The organism is Pseudomonas kermanshahensis (genome assembly GCF_014269205.2).
GTDB lineage: Bacteria > Pseudomonadota > Gammaproteobacteria > Pseudomonadales > Pseudomonadaceae > Aquipseudomonas > Aquipseudomonas kermanshahensis.
The window spans coordinates 2,897,435-2,911,962 of sequence record NZ_JABWRY020000001.1 but is presented as its reverse complement, the minus strand read 5'-3'; the positions used below and the strand labels follow the sequence as shown (position 1 = coordinate 2,911,962).

The window sequence follows — 14,528 nt, the reverse complement described above, 5'->3', positions numbered from 1 at the left end:
CCGTTAGAAGATGTAATCGGTGGTCAGGAAACTCGATTGGCGATTGCGGATGATCTCGCTGATCAGCGTTTTGTTGGCCTCCTGGAACTTGGTCGCCACCAACGTACGGATCGAGAACACGCGCAGGGCGTCATGCACCGACAAGGTGCCTTCGGCACTGTTCTTGCGGCCGTTGAATGGGTAGGTGTCTGGCCCGCGCTGGCACTGTGCGTTGATATTGATACGGCCGACCTGGTTGGCAAAGGTGTCCACCAGGCTGCCGATGGTCGCTGGGTCGTTGCCGAACAGGCTCAGTTGCTGGCCGTAGTCGGAGTCGAGCACGTAGTCAATGACGGTTTCCAGGTCGCGATAGGGCACCACTGGCACCACTGGGCCGAACTGCTCCTCGTGGTACACGCGCATGTCATGGCTCACCGGGTACAGCAGGGCGGGGTAGAAGAACGAACCGCGGCTTTGCCCACCGCCTTCGTTGATGACCCGAGCGCCCTTGGCCGTGGCATCGGCTACTAGGCCATCGAGGTAGTCGACCTTGCCCGGTTCCGGCAATGGCGTTAGCGCCACACCGGGTTCCCATGGCATGCCAGGTTTGAGCGCGGCCAGTTTGCGCTGGAACTTTTCCAGGAAGGCGTCGACCACGTCTTCGTGGACGAACAGTACCTTCAGCGCCGTGCAGCGCTGGCCGTTGAATGACAGCGCACCCGTCACGGCCTCTTCGACCGCGTTGTCCAGGTCGACCTGGGGTAGCACGATGCCGGGGTTCTTGGCGTCCAGGCCCAAGGCTGCGCGTAAGCGGTGCGGGCGCGGGTGCAGTTTTTTCAGGTCGCTGGCGGCCTTGTGGGTGCCGATGAAGGCGAACACATCGACCAGGCCGCTGGCCATCAGGGCGCTGACAGTTTCGCGGCCGCGGCCATAAATGACGTTGATCACCCCCGGTGGGAAGCTGTCGCGGAAGGCTTCGAGCAACGGGCGGATCAGTAATACGCCAAACTTGGCCGGCTTGAACACCACGGTGTTGCCCATGATCAGTGCCGGGATCAACGTGGTGAACGTTTCGTTCAGGGGGTAGTTGTAGGGGCCCATGCACAATGCAACGCCCAAGGGGGCACGGCGGATCTGGCCGAGGGTGCCCTGTTCAAGCTCGAAGCGGCTGGAGCGGCGATCGAGGTCCTTGAGCGCATTGATGGTGTCGACGATGTAATCGCAGGTGCGGTCGAACTCTTTTTCCGAATCCTTGAGGTTCTTGCCGATCTCCCACATCAGCAACTTGACCACGGCCTGGCGCTGCTCGCGCATGCGCGCAAGGAAGCGTTCGACGTGCTGTATGCGTTCGGCAACGCGCATCGTCGGCCAGGCGCCACGGCCCTTGTCGTAGGCCTGCACGGCAGCGTCGAGCGCGGTGAGGGCGGTGTCGGCGTCAAGCAGCGGGGCACTGCCGAGAATGACCTGGCGCTCGCCGTCGGCTTCCTTCAGCCAGACCGGGCTGCGCACCGTGGCCAGAGGGCCGTCCCAGCGCCTGAGCTGGCCGTTCACCAAGTAGTCGCGTTGTTCCAGGGGGGCTTCCAGGCGCCAGGTGTCGGGGATGTTCTCGGCGGTCGGGAAAAGTGAATCGAGCAGACGGTCCATGGGTACTGCACCTCACATATCTGAGCGGAGTTCGTGCCAGGTGAAACGCTTCAGCTTCGAGCATGCACCGGTCACAGGAAAAACACCAGTCTGGCTCAACATTGCCTGCACTGCGCCGATGCAAAACTGGGCGGCCGATGCCGGCCGCCGAGTTGCAAGGCTGGCTAGCGCATCCGCGTAGGCAGCGCCTGTCACCTGGGTAACAGGCGATTTTTCGCCGCTCGCTACAGGGGAAGGCGGAACAGATTATAGGGCGGGTGCGTCAACCACGCCTGGCGTAGCACCAGGTCAGCATCGATGGCTGCCAGGCGCCGCCAGAACTCCGTGCGGGCTTGTTGCGGGCGGGTTATGAAAAAATCGTTTTCAAGCAACGGCCTGAGGTCGCGGCGGTACTGAATTGGCAAGCGCTGCCACAGCGCGGCCTGTTCCGGGCCCGTCCCCTCGAAGAACTCTGCATAGTCCCCCTCACACACCAGCAAATCGACTTCATGGGCGGCATTGTAAGCATCGACCTGGGCAAGCATGCCTTCGCTCAGCCACTCGCTTTCCAGGCACAGGGCTTCGGCGGACGGGCCGGGGAGGTTGAAGCCCGCTGGCAACCGCTGAAACTGGTTGCCAGACAGGTCCAGGACGAGAGGCTCGGCAACGACGTTCAGGCCTAGGGGCAGCTCGGACAGGCCACACTCGGACAGAAACAGGGTTTTCAAGTGGTCAAGCCCGTTCAGGTCTGGCGCCTCCAGCAGCGGGTTGCCCGACAGGTCCAGCACGATAAGCCCGGCACACCGGTTCAGCGCTACCTGGTTGCGGTTATCCCAAGTGATGCGGTTGTTGTCCAGATCAAGCCAGGTCAATCGATCGGGGTTGGTCACACGGGGCAGGGCGTCGAAACGGCAATTGGACAACAACAAGCGTTTCAGTTTGGGGAAGCGCTCCAAGAATTCGGCAGGGAGCTGGCTGAGTGCTGGGTTGCTGTGCAGCGATACATGCTCCACATGGGTGAAGTCATCCGGCAGGGCCAGGCTGGCCAGGTCCTGGTTTTCCAGTTCGAGGCCGGAAAGGTCGAGGCTGGCAATCCGCCCCCCGCCTGCAAGTGGCACGCTCGACAGGCGCCGCCAAGCGTTGATGATTGGGCGGATCGCCCGCTGGCGTTGGTGCAGGCGCTGGGGGTCGGGGCGGGCCCATTGCTGCAGGTTGCGGCGCAGCGTATCCAGGCGTTGTTGCAGGTCGCGCAGCCTTTGTGTCGGTGAGCGAAGGTCATTGTCTTCAGGGTCGTTGCCAAGTACATCCTCGATCTCCGAATCAGTGGCATCGGGGTACAGGCGGCGATAGGCGCCGGCCAGTGAACCTGTGTGGCGTGGGTGCGGGGGTTGCGGGTCGAGTGGGCGACCTCCACGCAGTTGGACTGGGCGGGCGCGACGCCTGGCGCGAGGCCCCCACAGCCGTTGTGCAAGGTCATCTCGGTTGTCGTTGACCCAAGCCAGGACGCGCTGGCGTAACGTACGCCCGTCGGCCTGGAGGATCGCTAGCGCGTTGCGCTGGACTTGCGGCAGTGCCTGCTCTACAGCGCGGCACAGGTCCATGTCGCGCGTGGCGGGGGCAGGGCGTTGCCCCAGGTCAGCTTCATAGCCTTCTGCACTTTTGATCACCCGGCAGACGCGGCCTGCTGAGTTGCTGCCGATATGTTCAAGCAGAGGGCCTTCGGGGCTACCCGCACGTAGCTCCAGGCGCACATCGCGCGGCCAGTCGGGCAAGCCATCGAGGGCACTGAACAGCAGGCGTTCGCTATCGGCATCGGCCCGAGCGGGAACGAGCACGCCTTCCACGGCACGTACCAGAGGCAGTTCGCTTTGCGTGTGTTCAACTTGCTGACGTAGCCAGGCAGGTAACACCGCGTCGTTTTCCCAGGCGAGGGATTGCGCGGCGCTCAGTGGCGCCAGTAGACGCCTGCCGAGTACAGCCGACAGGCGAGGGTAGGCTTCCAGCAACGTGCGTGTTGCCGGTTCGATGGGCGCATCGCCGTTATACAACCGTTCGAACAGGTTGCCCGGCGCGTCGCTGCCCAGCGCAACCACCTTCTCTTGCGCGGCCATACGTTGCAGGGTGTCGAGCAGCAAAGCCGGTGGCGGCTGCCCTTCGAGGTGCACGCGGCGCAGGTACGCGGCATCGGTCCCACAAATGCGGCCAGCCAGCTCAAGTTGTTCGGGTGTGAACGCGGCGTAGCTTTCCCCCAAACGGCGAGCCAGTATTGCGAAGGACCACTGTGATGGCTGTTCATGGCTGGCGCGCCAGGCACCCTGTTGATTGTGTTCCAGAGGTGGCTGCCAAGCGTCCTGCGCGTGTGGGTGCACAAGCCGCCACTGCTGTGTCTGCGTGTCCAGGCGCTGCTCGTAGAGGTGGCCATCCATGCGAATGAAATACCGGCCATCGTGCAGGTACTGGCCTTGAGCATTGGCGTGCAGGTTTTCCGGCAATGCCTGGCTACTGCGGTAGGGCCTGAGATCTGGCTGCCAGAGCCGGTAGCGCCCATCGGGCTTGCGAACTTCCTGCAGGCTTTCCAGCAGTGGGCTTTTGAACAACTTCGGCACCACGTGGCCAGCGACTACCAGGCCCCCGATCATGGCCAGGTTCAGGCCGACCGCCTCCAAGTGACGCAATGCCAGGTGGCGGTCACCCTGATGCCAGGCCTCATAGCCTTCGTACACTTCGCCAAGCAGTTGGCATGCCGTCACCGCCAGCATCAGCGTGCCCACGGCGGGGATGAAGAAGCCGGCCAGGTTGAGCGCGTCCATGCCGAGGTCTTCCCACGCTTGCAGGCGGTTTGCCCGGGCCGTAGCGTCGGCTTCGGCAGTCGGCACCGCCAGCTGGCGAGCTTCGCGTTTGAGGCGGTCAAGGTGCAGCGCCTGATAATAAGCAAAGGGTTCCTCGGTGATTGCCAGCCGAGTGGGGCGCAAATCCGCCTCAGGGGCCCGCTGCCATGCCTTGTCGTCGTCAGAAGCGCCTGAGGCGTCAAGGTTTTGGTGCAGCAAGTCGAGAAAGTGCTGCTGCTGACCCTGCTCCACGTACGCCATGAACGTCTGCCGGTCGGTGGGTTCCAGCAGCAGGGCCGCCAGTGCCTCGTGTACAGCCTCAAGGTCGGCGCATTGACGCAGGGCCTGGTCGTGGCCTGGCAAATAGAGCAGCAGCCCGGTGATGCCGGTGTCGATCAGCATCACCTCATGCAAGGTGATACCGAACAGTGCCAGTTGCCAGCAAGGCATCTCGTTGCCCTGCAGAAACAGGTCGACTTGGTCGCGCGCGGTGCCGGTGAGCACATGCCGTAGGTAAGCCAGGTCGGCCGCCAGGCGCAGCCTGTCCTTGTACACGGCCATGGCCTGCTCGCGTACAGGGGGCTTGGCGAAATGCTGCTCCAGATGGTCTTGGTACTGCTGCCCCAAGTCCAGCGAACGGCACAGCGTGGCAAAGGCAGCGGGTGTCAGCGGTAGTCGCTCCACTTCGTACCGTTCCGAGACCAGAGGAAAATGCGCCGGAGATGTTTGCGGGCCCAGTACCACAGTGCCTTGTAACTGGACGGTTGTGACTTGGATGTCGGGGCTCAGGGCAATGGCGCTTTGGGCGCTGAAGTGTTCGTCATCGGCGAAGTTCTGCAGCGCGGCCTGCAGCAGCGTGTCACGACGATGACTGTTCAGGTAACGCATGCCTGCCCAATGCCAGGTGCTTTCTACTCGAAGCAGTTCGGTAGCACGAAGTGGCGCGCTGCAGCCGAGTTCGGCAAGGCGTGCCGTCAGCCGGGGCTCAGCGAACGCAGTGATCTGCTCAAGCCCCTCAAGGGTGCGGGCCAAGGTGCTTTGCGAGCGCAGTAGGCGCGACTGGCTACGGTGCACGGCCTGACGAAGATCAGGCGCGGCATTTGCAAACCAGGCCTGCGTGTAATAGGCCGTTAGTTGACTTTGCCTCAAGCTGTGCCATTGAGGCGGGCTATTTGGTGTGCCCAGGTGGGCAGCTGTGTTTCCAGCAGTGTTTGATGCGGTTCAAGCGTTGAAAGGGATGGCATGTCGATGCTCCTTTATGAGGAGAGAGCATCAAACGGTATTGATTAATAACCAGGTGGTAACCCGGTATTGCCTGCAACTCAACAGGCGTCATGTGTTAGCGTCACACGATCATCAAAATAAAAAGAGAATTTTGACGTCATAAAATAGATTGGCATGCTGTCAGAGTGCCGCTTGCCAAACCGTTGCCTGGCATCTTAAATTGTTACTGAATGTGAGAGTGAAGTTTCGATAGTAATCTTTTGTATATCAGTGCGTTGGGTGTGTTTATTACAGCTAAATATGATCTTGTTCTGATCTGCCCATAGACAACATCAAAGGACGTCGAAGAAGAATGAAACAGCACTTGGCAGCGGTGGCACGAAGACTCATCTCTCCTTCGACGCGCTACGAGATCAGGCTGCTTGCCAGCCAAGTCCGTGAAGTGCTTGGCCGAGCCTGTGTCTGGCGGTGGGAGGTCGCCAGGTTCAGGCTGCAGCAGGAAAGCCCCTACGAAATCCTCTACATCGGGCGCAAGCAGCAGCGCGAGATGGCCAAGCTGCTGATTGGTGGCAAGGCTGCGGGCAACGCTCCGGTTGCCGGCAGCAGTGCAGAGCCAGACGCGTCGAACCATGTGGTGGTGGTGAGTGAAATACCCACCACAGGGGCGTTGTCCGTGCCGCACTACCTGAGTGCCGTGGTACCACTGGGGCGAACGCTGGATGACATTACCGCCCGCTACGACAGCGAGTTGCGCCGTAGCATTCGCAAGAACCGGCCGCTTTATCAGATGAGGCAGACGCTGTCGGATGAAGAAATCGCAATGGCTGACAGCCAGTTGCTGCGCCCCTATGCCACGGCCAGGCAGGGTATTCATGCTGCGCAGTTTCCCACGGACGATGTGTTCCGCATTGCCAAGAGCGTCGGGCGCCTGGACCTCATCACCTTGGGCGACGAAGTGATCGGTTGCCACCTGGGTTGTGAAGTCACGCGCGGTGGCAAGCGCTACTGGAGCACCCTGCGTTTTGGTTATAGCGAAGCGGTGTTTTCAGATGCGAAAAAACTGCGTGAGGTGAACTCCATCACCACCTTCATGGCGCTGGAGTGGGCGTTGCAACATGGCTTCGATTATTACGACATTGGCCTGTGCCTGGCGCGGCCGGATGACGGTTTGCTGAAGTGGAAAAGACGGCGCGGTGGCGACATTGATTCGTTGGGCAACCACGCCTACCTGTTCGTGCGGCTGCCCAAGACCGGGACGGCGAAATTTCTTTGGGAAACGCCAATGTTCGCGGTTGAAGGCGACAAATTGACACTGCACCTGGGCCTACCGGACGGGCCGAGCGATGAAGAGGTCGCCAGCCGGTACCACGAGATGGTCTTTGGCGGCCTGCACAAGATTTATCTCTATGGTGACAAACGTTCGGGCGAGTCGTTTATCGAGACCTTACGCACGCGTTACGCCAATTTACAGTCGCCGCCGACGATGGAAAGGATCACATCCAACTGAGTCGTTCTAAGGCTTGTGACCACGCCACTCCGGGGAGCACTTCATGGGCAGCGATATCTCCAAATTCAGCGCACCGTCTGCCGGTAAACGGCATAAGTGGACCCTCGCCGCATACAAATACATGGCGCGAAAGCGGCTTGCACGTAATTCTTCCATCGACCTGAAAAGCATCGCGTCAAAAAGCTGGGATATCGCGCCTGGTGAAACAACGGTTTCCCCGCCCGCCTTCTATTTGCCCAATCAGTTGGAGCGGGTGACGGGGTGGGAGGCAAAGCGCTTCTACCCCTACGTGCATCCCGCCCGCACGATGGAAGGTGGGCTCAGCGTGGCGCAGGGCCCTACCCGTGGGTACCTGATCAAGGACGTGTGGTTGGTCGATGGCGCGCTCTACAAAGGCAAGGCCAGCCACTGGTTATCCTTGAAACCGAGCACCTTCCCGCGGGTTGTGGTGGAGCACGAGATCGAGCGCGCGGCCATCTACTGCACGCAAAATGGCAACTCCTGGTTTGGCACCTGGTTGATGGAAGACTGCGTCACCTATGCCCTGGCCTGCAACGAGGGCGTGCCGGTGACCACTGCGCCCTCTGCGCGCTACCCACTGTTTACCCAGGCGCCGGCTTATGAAGACTGGCTGGGCATGAAGCCCCTTCGTTTGCGCAGCGCGTTTTTCCGTGAGCTGGTGCTGTTCGACGACCAGAGCAACAACCAAAGCCGCCACTTGCGCTACCGGGCCATGGGCGAAAAGCTGCTGTCGCATGTGCCCCACGAACCACACCCCGGTGTATTCATATTGCGTGGTGGCGACGGCGACTTGCGCTTCCTGCGTAATGAAATGGCCGTAGCAGAGCACCTGCGCACGCACAGGGGCTTTCGCATTGTCGACCCGCTGAAAACCGACGTGCCGAGCATTATCGCGGCGTGCGCCGGCGCCAGGGTGGTGGCTGGGGTCGAAGGCAGCCAGCTGGTTCACGGCGTGAACGTGCTGCAGGCCGGCGGCTCAGTATTGACGTTGCAGCCACCGAACCGTTTTGTCAGTTACTACAAATACCTGACAGACCGCGACCAGCAGCACTTTGGCTTTGTGGTGGGCATGCCGGAAGGCGATGGGTTCAGGATTGACATCGATGAGGTTGAGCGCACCCTGGATTTGATGCCGGTGTAGCAACCTGTTAAGCCTCAGCTAAAAGCGCCAGATTTCGTTCGTAAGGCCAACCATTAGCATTTGGTTTCTCAGCGATGAAACGCAAGGGCTTGCCTCCTTCACGTCTTCGATTGATCAGCTATCACAATCGCGCCAGCCGCCGGGGTCGCCTGTGCGGCTACTATCATTGAAATGTTTGCCATATCAGCGCCTTACACTTAATTGCCCATACTCTGGCAGTACCGAGAAACGCCTGCAGTTTATGTGTGACGGCATTTTGACGAAGCCACCCCTTGCTCATTGAATTTTATTATGGTGTCGGATCATTGACGTAGTGTCATTGTGCCCATAAGCTCAAATCAACAGCGAGGAAGTCTCCCGCTAAACCCACCAATAAATATTTTTATTATCCTCTTTATAGGAGGGGGTTATGCGCTCGACACTGTTCATTAAATCAATCTTCTTGTTGGTGCTTTTAAGTGGCGCTGCACGCGCTGCTGATTCTTATGTCAATCAAAACAGTGTCATTCCTGTCGCAACGGCAGGGTGGTTCTTCGCCTTTGCAGTGATCGGTTTTGTTGCCGTTGCCAACAGAAGAAAGATTTAAACGTTCTCGCCTGGCAAGGGTAATAGGGGGCTTTAACAGTTGATCAATTACGGGGCTTTTTTTGAGCTGTCGGTAAATTGACGTCTGAGGTTTGTTGTTGATGGCTTCGCAGCCGCTGACAGCTTGTCAATTTTCCAACTGTTGCTATATTCCAGTGGCGACTCATCGCCATTAGCCGTAGGGTGTCGCAGCGGGCGGGTCAGGCAGGGTGTCGAGGTGTCAAGGTACAGGGCCTCCAGGAAGGTTGAGGCCATCGCAGCAGGCAGTGCGGTTGCGAAGTGGAGCGAGAGTTGGTGTGCCGTTCTCATTCAGTGCTCTTTGTCAGGCCAGTAGGCCGGAGGGACCCTCATGGTACGTTCATTGTGTTCCGCTTTTTGCGTGCTGATGCTGTGGTCTGGTAGCGGCAACGCGGTCGAAAATAGCGCAGCTTATCGGCTCAGCCCTGGCGATGTTGTAATGGTGTCCGTCTGGCAAGAGGAGAGCCTGCGTCAAGAAGCCACCGTGCTACCCGATGGCAGTATCACCTTCCCCTTGGCAGGGCGGATCGATGTCGCTGGCCTTGATGTCACGGCCGTTGAAAAACAGGTCGCTGCCAAACTCGAAAAATTCCTCCCCGATCCGAACGTCAGCGTTGTCGTCAAAAGCATCGCCGGCAACCTTGTGTACGTGCAGGGCAAAGTGATCAAGCCAGGGCCCGTACAAATGGCGGGGCCCACGGCCGTATTGCAGGCCTTGAGCATGTCGGGTGGTTTGGACAAATTCGCTGACGAAAGCGACATCAAGGTGGTTCGCGGCCAGGGGGCTTCCCAACGGATTCTGCCCGTGAGATATAGGGACCTGGTTTCCGGGCGTGACATGTCCACCAACATTCAACTTCAGGCTGGCGATACGCTGGTCGTTCCTTGATCTTGCCTTAATAAGAACACTTAATGCCTCTTCTTAGAACAACTAGCATTGCAACGGCAATCATGGTCTTGCCGTTTACGGACGCGGTCCAGGCAGCAAATTGGCAGTCATCGGTGGTGGTACCGACCTCGGTCGAATACGACAGCAACCCGTTGTTGCTGTCGTCTGAAGAAAAGGGAGTGACGCGCACCATCATTGCGCCCGACTACACCCTTGTCGGTACCTTCGACCGCGACGAATTACGGTTGGGTCTTGGCATGCACGTGTTGCGCTCTTCAGACACGGACATCGTCGACGACCGCGAAGACCCCAATGTAAGCCTGGGCTGGCAACGCGACACCGAGAAAGGGCGTTTTGGCCTGGTGGCCCAGTACAACGAAAGCTCCACGTTGTCTGGCATTGTCCAGGACACCGGCGTGGTGACCACCGACGGCACGCAGAAGCTGTATACGCTGGCGGGTAATTGGAGCAGCGCCATCACCGCGCGCAGCACATTGTCCAACGAAACCAAGTACAGCCGAGCGCGTTACGACATCAACACGCTGACTGGCTACAACGAGCTTGGCAACGTGACAACCTGGACCTACGCCTGGAACGAGCGGGCCGATGTGTATACCCGGTTTGGGGTGAGGCGCTATGAGCCCGAACAGGACCTTACTGCGACCGCCTCTAACAGCTATACCCCTGCAGTTGGGGTGAAGTATCAGTTCTCGGAGCGCCTGAGTGCCGATGCGCACGTTGGCGTCAACCAGGTGTCCGGCTCTGAAGGTGGTCGGCGCGGGGAGGGCGGGGCTTCGCTGCTGTATACCGGCGTGCGTTCCGACCTCAGCTTGAGTGCCGAACGCAGCACGGTCGCCAGCGCGGAGGGTGGTTTTGCCGAGCTCGACATGGTGCGCGGTATCTACAGTTACGCGGTCAACGAGCTGACCCGCGTCGGCGCCGATGCCACCTGGCAAGACAGCAAAGGGCAAACCCCCAACACACTGCAAATGTACAGTGTCTGGGCCAGCCGGGAATTTTCGCCTTTTTGGGATCTGCGCCTATCGTTGATGTACAAGGAGCGGCGGCAGGACGATGCACCCACTGCGGATGCAACAATTGTTGGTTTGACGTTGACGTATAGGTACCCCGACCTCTGAACTTCAGCCTGGTGGCCTTTATGAAGTCTGACTACGAGCTTTCCCTTAAAGATTACATCGCCATCATCAAGGATAGGGCCCTGTTATTAGGGATCAGTATCGTAGTCATTCTTGCCGCGACCGTGGTGGTCGCGGTCAGCGTGCCACCGATCTATCAGTCCACCGGGACCATTCTGGTGGAGTCGCAACAGATTTCCCCCGAGCTGGTATCGGCGAACAACAACAGCTTTGCCGATGAGCGCATCGAGGTTATTCGCCAGCGCGTCATGACCCGCGAGAACCTGCTGCGGATCATCGACAAGTACAGCCTGTTCGCTGACAAGCGGCTCAGCGAAAGCGACAAGATCGACCAGATGCGCAATGCCATTGTGGTCGCTACCCTCAGCACGTTCGTCAGAGGGCGGGGTGAGGCCACGGTCGCATTCAATGTGTCCTTCGAGCACAAGCAAGCCCAGGTGGCCAAGGATGTCGCCAACGAACTGGTGACGCTGTTCCTCAACGAAAACCTCAAGCAGCGCACCGAGCGCGCCAACGAAACCACCGAATTCCTAACCCAGGAAGCCAACAAGCTGGGTGCCGAGCTTGCCAGCCTGGAAAACCAGCTGGCGGACTTCAAGCAAGCCCACGCCAATGCCTTGCCTGAGCACCAGTCGCTGCGCATGAGCATGCTGTCGCGTTCGGAGCTCGAATTCAGGGAGGTCGACCGCGATTACAAGACCGCGCAAGAAGAACTGCGTTACCTGGAGCTTGAACTGTCGGCGGCCAATGCCGGCTTGACCACCAAGGCTGACGGTACCCGGCCGTCCAGTGCCGACCAGCCACAAGACCTGCCCAGCCTCAAGGCCGAGTACGCCCGGCTGCTGACCAAATACAAGGACGCGCACCCGGACGTGGTTGCGGTCAAGCGCAAGATCGATGCCCTGCAAGCCAGCGGCGGCGGCAGCAAGGCTGCGTCGTCGGTCAGCCTCGATGTGGCGCGGGTGCGTGCGCGGATTGGCGCGGCTCAGGAGCGCATCACCTCACTGGCGGAGCAAAAGCGTGAGTTGGTGAAGAAGATGGAAGGCTACGAGGCGGAGATTCTTGAAGCCCCGCAAGTGGAGCGTGGCCTGGTCACCTTGATGCGCGACCACGACAACGCGCGCAAGAAGTACGAAGAAATCCGTGCCAAGGAAATGGGCGCGAAAATTACCGAAAGCCTGGAACAGGAAAACAAGGCAGAGCGTTTTGTGCTGCTGGAGCCACCGCTGCTGCCCGAAAAGCCGATCAAACCCAACCGCAAGAAAATCGCCGCCCTGGGCCTGGTGCTGGCACCGGCAGGCGGTGGCGCGTTGGTGATGCTGCTGGAAATGCTCAATCAACGGGTACGGGGTGTAGGGGCGCTAGAGAGCGTGTTGGGCAAGCGTGTGCTGGTGACGGTGCCCTTCATCACCACCCAGGCGGAACTGGCAAAGCGTAAACGCTGGCGCAACCTGCTGATCCTGGCGGTGCTTGTGCTGATTGCTATGATGGTAGTGCTGGTGCACGTGTTCTACATGCCGTTGGATGTGTTGCTGTTCAAGGCTATGGCGCGGTTTGAATAGGGAAAGCAGTGATGGACAGGATCAAGCCGGTAGTTGGCAATGGTATTCATCAAGTTTCTCCAGGTGCTGCCCAGGCACCGCAAACCGCCCAAGGGGCGGAGCCTCCAGAAGTGCCAGGGCAATTCGATTACGTGAAGACCAAGGTGGTGCCGTTGCGTGCGGAGCACCTTGAGCGCAATCGGATTGTCGCGTTCAACAAGAACTCGAACATGAGTGGGCCGATCGACCTGTTGCGCACGCAGGTGCTGCAGGCGATGGAGGAAAACGGCTGGCGCACCTTGGCCATCACCTCGCCAACACCCGAGGCGGGCAAGACGGTGCTGGCGATCAACCTGGCCATGAGTATCGCGCACCACACGACCAAGACAGCGCTGTTGGTGGACTTCGACCTGCGTCGCCCCAAGGTCGGCAGCAGCCTGGGCTTGCCGATGGAAAAGGCCCTCAACGAGTTGTTGTCTGACCAGGCCGGGCTCGAAGAGGTGTTGGTCAACCCCACGTTGCCGCGTTTTGTCGTGCTGCCAACGCGGGTGCCTATTCCGATGTCTACCGAAATGCTGTCGTCCCCGCGGGTGAACAACCTGATCAGCGACTTGCGCAGCCGCTATGAGTCGCGCATCTGCATTTTCGATTTGCCGCCGCTGTTGAGCTCAGACGATGCAATCACCGTGATGCCCAAGTTCGACTGTGTGTTGTTGGTCGTGGGCAACGGCATGAACAGCAAGCAAGAGATCGAGGAATGCCTGCACCACCTGGCGACGGTCAACCTGATTGGTACGGTGTTGAACAAGGCGGATGAGAAGCCGCGCACCTATTACTGATTATTCACTATCGGGATGCAGGAGCAGCCTTGTGCTGCGAAGAGGCCGGTGACAGCAGCGAAGATTCGCTGTGTTTTCACCGGGCTCTTCGCAGCACAAGGCTGCTCCTACACCCAATAGTGAATAGCCGCATGATTACGGCCGAGGCCACGGGTACTGCAACTCCCACCCCCAGGCGTGCGCCACGATCTGCTCCAGCGATGCATACGCTGGCCTCCAGCCCAACACATTCATCGCCTTGCCTGCATCCGCCACCAACCTGGGCGGGTCACCCGCGCGGCGGGGTGCATCGAGTGTGTGGATCTGCCGGCCCGTCACTGTGCGGGCGGTATCGATCACTTGTTGCACTGAAAAGCCCAGGCCATTGCCCAGGTTGAACGCCGTGCTGGGGCCGCCAGCGACCAGGTAGTCCACTGCCAGCGCATGTGCCGAAGCCAGGTCGGCGACATGCACATAATCACGAATACAGGTGCCATCGGCGGTGTCGTAATCCCGGCCAAACACCGTGACCGCCTCACGCCTGCCAGCGGCCGCCTGGAGGATCAACGGTATCAGGTGAGTTTCCGGCTCATGGCGCTCGCCCAGCTCCCCGTCAGGGTCAGCCCCTGCGGCGTTAAAGTAGCGCAGGCACACCGACTTCAGCCCGTAAGCACGGTCGAAGTCCTCGAGAATTTGCTCGACCATCCACTTGCTGAGCCCGTAGGGGTTGATCGGTGCCTTGCCATGCGCCTCGTCAATGGGCACATACAGCGGGTTGCCGTAAACGGCTGCGCTGGAGGAAAACACCAGCCGCTTGATGCCCGCATTCACCATCGCCTGCAGCAATGTCAGGGTGGCCGCTACGTTGTTCTGGTAGTACTTGCCAGGGGCGCCAACCGACTCGCCCACCTGAATGAACGATGCGAAGTGAAAGACTGCATCGAAGTGGCACTCGGCGAACAGCACATCCAGCGCCGGCTCGTCGGCAATGTCGAGCTTGGCCCATTGCACCCCAGGCCCTGGCGACACAAGGTCCGCCACCACCACATCATGACCCGCGGCCAGCAAGTGCTTGACCATGTGCGAGCCGATATAACCTGCGCCACCGACAACCAGAAACTTCATCCGTGCCTCCAGGACTCTGCTGTTGTACAGACGCCGCGGGTCGTCCCTGAATCGAACAGGTGGGAGTATCAG

At 59.8% G+C, this 14,528-nt stretch carries 10 protein-coding genes; 7 read left to right on the top strand and 3 right to left on the bottom strand.

The annotated features are described in order from the left end of the window. Positions 1-3: 3 nt before the first annotated feature. On the bottom strand, positions 4-1,623 hold the full coding sequence (locus HU764_RS13150; RefSeq protein ID WP_027596757.1) for an NADP-dependent glyceraldehyde-3-phosphate dehydrogenase: 1,620 nt from the start codon (positions 1,621-1,623) through the stop codon (positions 4-6). A gap of 224 nt (positions 1,624-1,847) precedes the next feature. Next, on the bottom strand, positions 1,848-5,504 hold the full coding sequence (locus HU764_RS13145; protein WP_225935646.1) for a leucine-rich repeat domain-containing protein: 3,657 nt from the start codon (positions 5,502-5,504) through the stop codon (positions 1,848-1,850). A gap of 502 nt (positions 5,505-6,006) precedes the next feature. Here HU764_RS13145 and HU764_RS13140 point away from each other — a divergent pair. The 7 genes from HU764_RS13140 (at position 6,007) to HU764_RS13110 (ending at position 13,352) form a co-directional block, all read left to right on the top strand. Next, entirely contained in the window at positions 6,007-7,161 is a 1,155-nt protein-coding gene (locus HU764_RS13140; protein ID WP_186676816.1) for a GNAT family protein, read from the top strand. Between the two features lie 43 nt (positions 7,162-7,204). Next, complete coding sequence (locus tag HU764_RS13135) at positions 7,205-8,323, top strand: glycosyltransferase 61 family protein (RefSeq protein WP_186676817.1); 1,119 nt, start codon at positions 7,205-7,207, stop codon at positions 8,321-8,323. 409 nt (positions 8,324-8,732) lie between these two features. Then, positions 8,733-8,909 carry an EPS-associated small membrane protein EppA gene (gene eppA, locus HU764_RS13130; protein ID WP_077068395.1) on the top strand — a complete coding sequence of 59 codons (177 nt, stop codon included), beginning with the start codon at positions 8,733-8,735 and terminating at the stop codon, positions 8,907-8,909. A gap of 348 nt (positions 8,910-9,257) precedes the next feature. Next, complete coding sequence (locus tag HU764_RS13125; protein WP_186702598.1) at positions 9,258-9,815, top strand: polysaccharide biosynthesis/export family protein; 558 nt, start codon at positions 9,258-9,260, stop codon at positions 9,813-9,815. A 23-nt stretch (positions 9,816-9,838) separates the two neighbouring features. Then, on the top strand, positions 9,839-10,954 hold the full coding sequence (locus tag HU764_RS13120) for a hypothetical protein (RefSeq protein WP_085273383.1): 1,116 nt from the start codon (positions 9,839-9,841) through the stop codon (positions 10,952-10,954). Positions 10,955-10,974: 20 nt separating this feature from the next. Then, the gene (locus HU764_RS13115) at positions 10,975-12,534 is read left to right on the top strand and encodes a GumC family protein (RefSeq protein WP_099454019.1); all 1,560 of its coding nucleotides are present in this window, start codon (positions 10,975-10,977) and stop codon (positions 12,532-12,534) included. 11 nt (positions 12,535-12,545) lie between these two features. After that, positions 12,546-13,352, top strand: coding sequence for a CpsD/CapB family tyrosine-protein kinase (locus HU764_RS13110; RefSeq protein ID WP_186676819.1), 807 nt, complete (start codon positions 12,546-12,548; stop codon positions 13,350-13,352). Positions 13,353-13,487: 135 nt separating this feature from the next. On the opposite strand, the gene galE is transcribed toward HU764_RS13110, so the two are convergent. Continuing rightward, entirely contained in the window at positions 13,488-14,456 is a 969-nt protein-coding gene (gene galE / locus HU764_RS13105) for a UDP-glucose 4-epimerase GalE (protein ID WP_186702597.1), read from the bottom strand. Positions 14,457-14,528 lie beyond the last annotated feature (72 nt).